General features: G+C 48.5%; 5 protein-coding genes. All 5 read right to left on the bottom strand.

Features of this window, described 5'->3' with window-relative positions; genetic code table 11:
* Nucleotides 1-71: 71 nt before the first annotated feature.
* The 5 genes from ACI39P_RS00835 to ACI39P_RS00815 all read right to left on the bottom strand — a co-directional run bounded on the left by ACI39P_RS00835 (nt 72) and on the right by ACI39P_RS00815 (nt 4,669).
* The gene (locus ACI39P_RS00835) at nt 72-881 is read right to left on the bottom strand and encodes an N-acetylmuramoyl-L-alanine amidase (RefSeq protein WP_439718824.1); all 810 of its coding nucleotides are present in this window, start codon (nt 879-881) and stop codon (nt 72-74) included.
* Nucleotides 882-968: 87 nt separating this feature from the next.
* Entirely contained in the window at nt 969-1,658 is a 690-nt protein-coding gene (locus ACI39P_RS00830; RefSeq protein ID WP_439718823.1) for an MBL fold metallo-hydrolase, read from the bottom strand.
* A gap of 98 nt (nt 1,659-1,756) precedes the next feature.
* Nucleotides 1,757-3,682 (bottom strand): peptidoglycan DD-metalloendopeptidase family protein, encoded by a 1,926-nt coding sequence (locus tag ACI39P_RS00825; RefSeq protein ID WP_439718822.1) that lies wholly within the window; start codon nt 3,680-3,682, stop codon nt 1,757-1,759.
* Nucleotides 3,565-4,368, bottom strand: a complete 804-nt coding sequence (locus ACI39P_RS00820) for a M56 family metallopeptidase (RefSeq protein ID WP_439718821.1) — start codon at nt 4,366-4,368, stop codon at nt 3,565-3,567. Before ACI39P_RS00820 ends, ACI39P_RS00825 begins: the two co-directional genes overlap by 118 nt.
* A gap of 4 nt (nt 4,369-4,372) precedes the next feature.
* Complete coding sequence (locus ACI39P_RS00815; RefSeq protein ID WP_439718825.1) at nt 4,373-4,669, bottom strand: BlaI/MecI/CopY family transcriptional regulator; 297 nt, start codon at nt 4,667-4,669, stop codon at nt 4,373-4,375.
* Between the last annotated feature and the right edge of the window lie 24 nt (nt 4,670-4,693).

Genomic DNA, 4,693 nt, shown 5'->3' with positions numbered 1-4,693 from the left:
CAGCATTATTTCTAATACTGAGATCCCGATTCGTCATCTTAACTTAATGACATTGAGCAAATGCTCCTTTTTTATTTTTCCATACTTTCCAGATATCTGCAAATCGCCCGATAGTAGGCTGCCGCTGCCTTTTGGCACCCTTCCTCTGTGCCGAAATTTTCCACATCCTCTGCATTGGTAATAAAACACTGCTCTGCCAGCACCGCCGGGCAATCCATATTTTTCAGCATGCCGAAGGTATCGTAATCGTAGATTTCCGTGTCGCTGGAATCCACCAGCAGCTTTTCGCCATTTTCGTCATAATAGCCGAAGCGCACCCCATCAGTCCCCCGCAGCTTTGCCCCCGCTGTCTGCATTTCCTCTGCCAAAAGCTGGGCAAAGGCAAGGCTGGTTTCGTGGTTTTCATAGCCTGGCGGGGAGGGATAACATTCAAAACCATTGGCACTGCTGTCATCATTGGCATTACCATGGATGGACAGCATGATATCCGGCTGTCGTTTCTGAAATTTTTCATTCCGCTCCGTGATAGAAGCCCCTTCCCCTTCCTTTCGGGAAAGGATGATGCGGAATCGCCCGTCCTCCTCCAGAAGGGTCTGCAATGCAGCAACGGTATGTTCTGTCAGCTCCACCTCTTGAATCAAACCCTCTGCCCCCACATCCACACCGCCATGGCCGGCATCCAGTGCAATAGTATAGGGCTTGCCAAAAGTATAACATGCCAGAAAGCCAAAATAGCCAATGGCAAAGAGAAGCACTGCCCATTTCAGTTTTTTAAACAAGCCGCCCTTTCGTCTGCGGCGGCGGGCCCTTTGTTCCTGTGTCGTTCTCGGCTGCCGCTGGGGTTTTCGAGGCTCATATTCTCGCCAATTCCTGCCTTTCATCCTTTTTCCTTCTTCCCCAAAAGCTTTTTCTTTCAGTATAAACCAATCTCAGCAAAAGAACTTGAAGATTTCCTTAATCTTTTCGAATTATATTTCAAATTTTTCATTTTCTCCCGTAATTTTCATGATAGTTTCCCCATAACCCAATTCCCTCAGGTAATCACAAACCTCGAAACGACCCCAAAAGTGCATAGGGAACAGAACCTTTGCACCAACGGTTTTCAGGAAATAATTCACTGCCCAGAAATACTTATCCTGCAAACGAAGATCTGCAGGAACAAAAGCCACATCGATCTGCTCTCCTTTCAGTTTATGGATCTCTGTGGTATAGCTGCGCTCGATATCATTGTTGAAATCATCCGGCTCGCCGTTCCAATGCCACCAGTTCAGATCGCCGGCGTGGTAGATGGTCTTGCCATCGGCCTTCACCAGAAAGGCCACGCCTTCGTCATTGGACTGCAATGTTTCAATATGAATGCCGCCAAAATCATGACTTTCATGGGGATTTACGGCCAGCACTTTCCCCTGAAACTCCAATTCTGTCCGCACATCGAAGGACAGAACATACTTTACATTAGGAAAATTCCCCCAATCCAGAATGCGTCTGTCATAATGATCCTCATGGGCATGGGATACGAATATAAAAATATCCTTTTCACTATAGGACGCAGGGTCAAAATAAGCCTTGCGGCCCCCTTCTGTATAATAATCGAACAGCAGTACTTTTGTTTCCGTTTCCACCAAAAAGCCGCTGTGGTGCAGATATGTCACGTTCATAAAATCGCTCCTTTTCACTATACTGTTTTTTATCATACCATAAATAAAGGAAAAGCGCAAAAAAGAGGGTGCAGCTTATGCACCCCCTTTGCGAAATCTCATAGATACTTTGCAGGGTCTTGATAAATGCCATTCAGTTGGATTTCATAGTGGCAATGGATGCCTGTCGCCATGCCCGTTGCACCAGTCAGGCCAAGGACATCTCCTTTTTCCACTTTGTCCCCAACTTTCACATCCAGTTCAGAAAGATGGGCATATAGAGTGGCGAAACCGTTCATGTGGTTGATTTTTACATAGTAGCCCTTATCCGGCGCAAATTCCGCCGCCATGACAATGCCATCGGCTGTGGCAGAAACAGGGATGTTCTTTCCGTTGGAGGAGAAATCCATGCCAAAATGCTGTATTTTGGAATCCGCCATGGAGAAGGGAGCAGAAACCGTCCTGCTTTCGGTGGGATAGCCAGAGGGAATGGCGGAACCCGATGCCGCTGCGGAAACGGTACTTTCCTCCGCAATCCAATACCCCTCCCTTATTTCAGTAATGATATCATTCCCCTTCTCATCTTTTTCAAATGCAAGGGTATAGCCTGCCGCCGCAAATCCATCCGCCAGCATTTTCTGCCATTCCGCTTTCGTTTTGGTATAAGGCTCTTCACCCGCTTCGCCCAAAAGAATGACCGCATCCTCCGCTACTGCAAATACGCCGCCCTGTTCCAGGTGCAGGTCGAAATAACCGTTATTCGTTCTGCCTGTTGTATCGGAAATCCGGAGTTTGCGCTCTACAGTAACCGCATCCTCCCCTTTTGCAGGGGAAATATACGCAAACCAGCCATCTGCGGGTTCTTCCTCATAGTATGCTTGAGATGCAATATTTTTATCCGCAAATGTAATCTCATGGGGATTGCCGTCATCCAGATACAAGCGGAAAGTGTCAGGATAACAAGTATCCTCATAAATATGCCCTTCGCCGTGCAGCACTTCACAGGTAAACCGCAGAAATATATTAGATTCCTTTTGCTCATAATATTCTTTATACAGCACCTCATAAGATTCCTGATTTTTTTCCTTTGCTTTCTGGATATATGCGGCCTCATCGGGATCACGGAAAGGATTCCGGTCCACTATATTCAGCCCAAAATCTACCCTTATCTCATCCCTGCCATTTGCCAGCCGCTTCTGCTCCACATTGATGATATTGAAATTGAATTCTTCCAACTCGTAAATCTGCCAACTGCTCTGGCTGAAAAAACCAACCACACTCTGATACAAAAAATCCCAGATGCCCTCATCCAGTTCCATGCCCCTTCTGCCGATGACAGGATGCACCTTGCCATCCTCCCAATACAGATTGGAGGTCAGATAGCTTTCTACTACGGTTTTTCCATTTTCTTCGCCAAATTTCAGCAGTTCCTTCAAAATATACTGCCGGGGTTCGCTATCCTGCATGATATAGGTGATAATGGCAGCATTTTCCTTTTCTTCTGCTTCATAGGAAATGACCCAGGGGCTGCTCCACCCAATGTTAAAATTCCAATCTTCCCCCTGCACCGCCTTTTGTTCTTCCTCAAACTGGGCTTTGGCTTTCTCACCCATCTTGTCATAGCGGATTTTCCCATCCCGCAGGGAAAGGGCTTCTGCCCAGAGGCGGGTAATTTCCTGCTGTTCTGCTGTCAGGGCAGCGTTTTCCGCCAAGACTTCTGCGGATGTATCAGAGCCGCCATAGCTGACAAAGCAGCCGCAGGTCAACGCCAATACTAATGTCATAGCAGCCAAAGCCATCCCCCTTTTCCTTTTTTCTCCATTCAAAATTTCCACCAACCTTTCCTGTAATGCCTTTTTCCCATCGGCGAAGCAAGTGGTCAGCGCCGCCCGCTTCTGCAAACTCCGTTCCGCTTCCTGCAAAATCATCAGGCTGTAGGCCTTGCGGTAAGCCGCATCCTTCCCCTGTACGCCTCCCCATCGCAGGAGATTTCCAAATCTCTGTTTGCCCGCTTCACCAAAAGCCACACCAAAGGGTTGAACCAATGGATGCTCCTTGCCAGAAGCAGGAGAAATTTATACCATAAATCCTTTCTTCGCCAATGGATCAGCTCGTGGCGGAAGATCATCTCCATTTCCTGGGGGCTGTATTCCTCATGGGGCAGATAAATTTTTGTGCGAAACAACCCCACTGCCATAGGCGTTTCCAATGCGGGGCAGATAGCCAGAGTCGGCCGTTTTTCTTCTGCCGTTTCTGCATAGAAAGCCGCTGTTTCTGCCGTTGGTTCCTTTTCCCATCGTTTCAGCAACTGCCTCATCCGCAGGGTAGCCGCCGCGGTATGCAGCATGGAAACAACCGCGCCTGCCAGCCATGCCAACAATAACACTTCCATCGGCGTGATAGAGGGCGCTTCCAATGGCATTTTCTCCATCTCCGTCAAAACCCCAGGTATCGCGTCCCTTTTCACGGCAGCATCCGCCCCATTCCCGCCTATATTTGCAGGCACCCACTGCACGATAGTCTCCCGAGGGAGCTCCAGATGAACAGGAGCTGTTTCCCCGGGCAAAGTCAAATTCCAGGGAATCAGAAGCCGCACCGCCAAAAGAAGCCAAATGAAATATGCCAGCTTGGGCGTATATCGCTTCGACAGCTTCGGCAAAAGCCACAACGCCAGAAAAATGACCGGCGTCATCCAAAGGCTGACCTTCAAATATTCCAAAAAAATCCCCATGGAATCACCCCTTTGTTTCCTCCTCAATGAATGCCTTCAATTCCTCCAGGTCCTCCTTCGTAACGGAATGGGTTTCATATAAACACGCCACCAAATCCCGCAGGGAACCCCCTGTCCATTTCTGGAAATAGCGGCGGCTGTCCTCCGCCAGATATGCCTCCTCCGTCACCAGCGGGTCATAAAAGCGGCTTTTTCCCCGTTTTTCCGTGGCAAGAAAGCCCCTGTTCACCAGCCTGCCCAAAAGGGTCTGCAAAGCAGAAAGATTCCACGGTGTTAGAGCCCACCTAAAATAGCCACACAGAGCCCAGCAGATTTAACCAATATC

The sequence above is a fragment of the Anaerotignum sp. genome (assembly GCF_051877975.1).
Taxonomy (GTDB): Bacteria; Bacillota; Clostridia; order Lachnospirales; family Anaerotignaceae; genus Anaerotignum_A.
The sequence above is the reverse complement of the archived record's forward strand: the minus strand, read 5'-3'. Positions and strand labels throughout refer to the sequence as shown.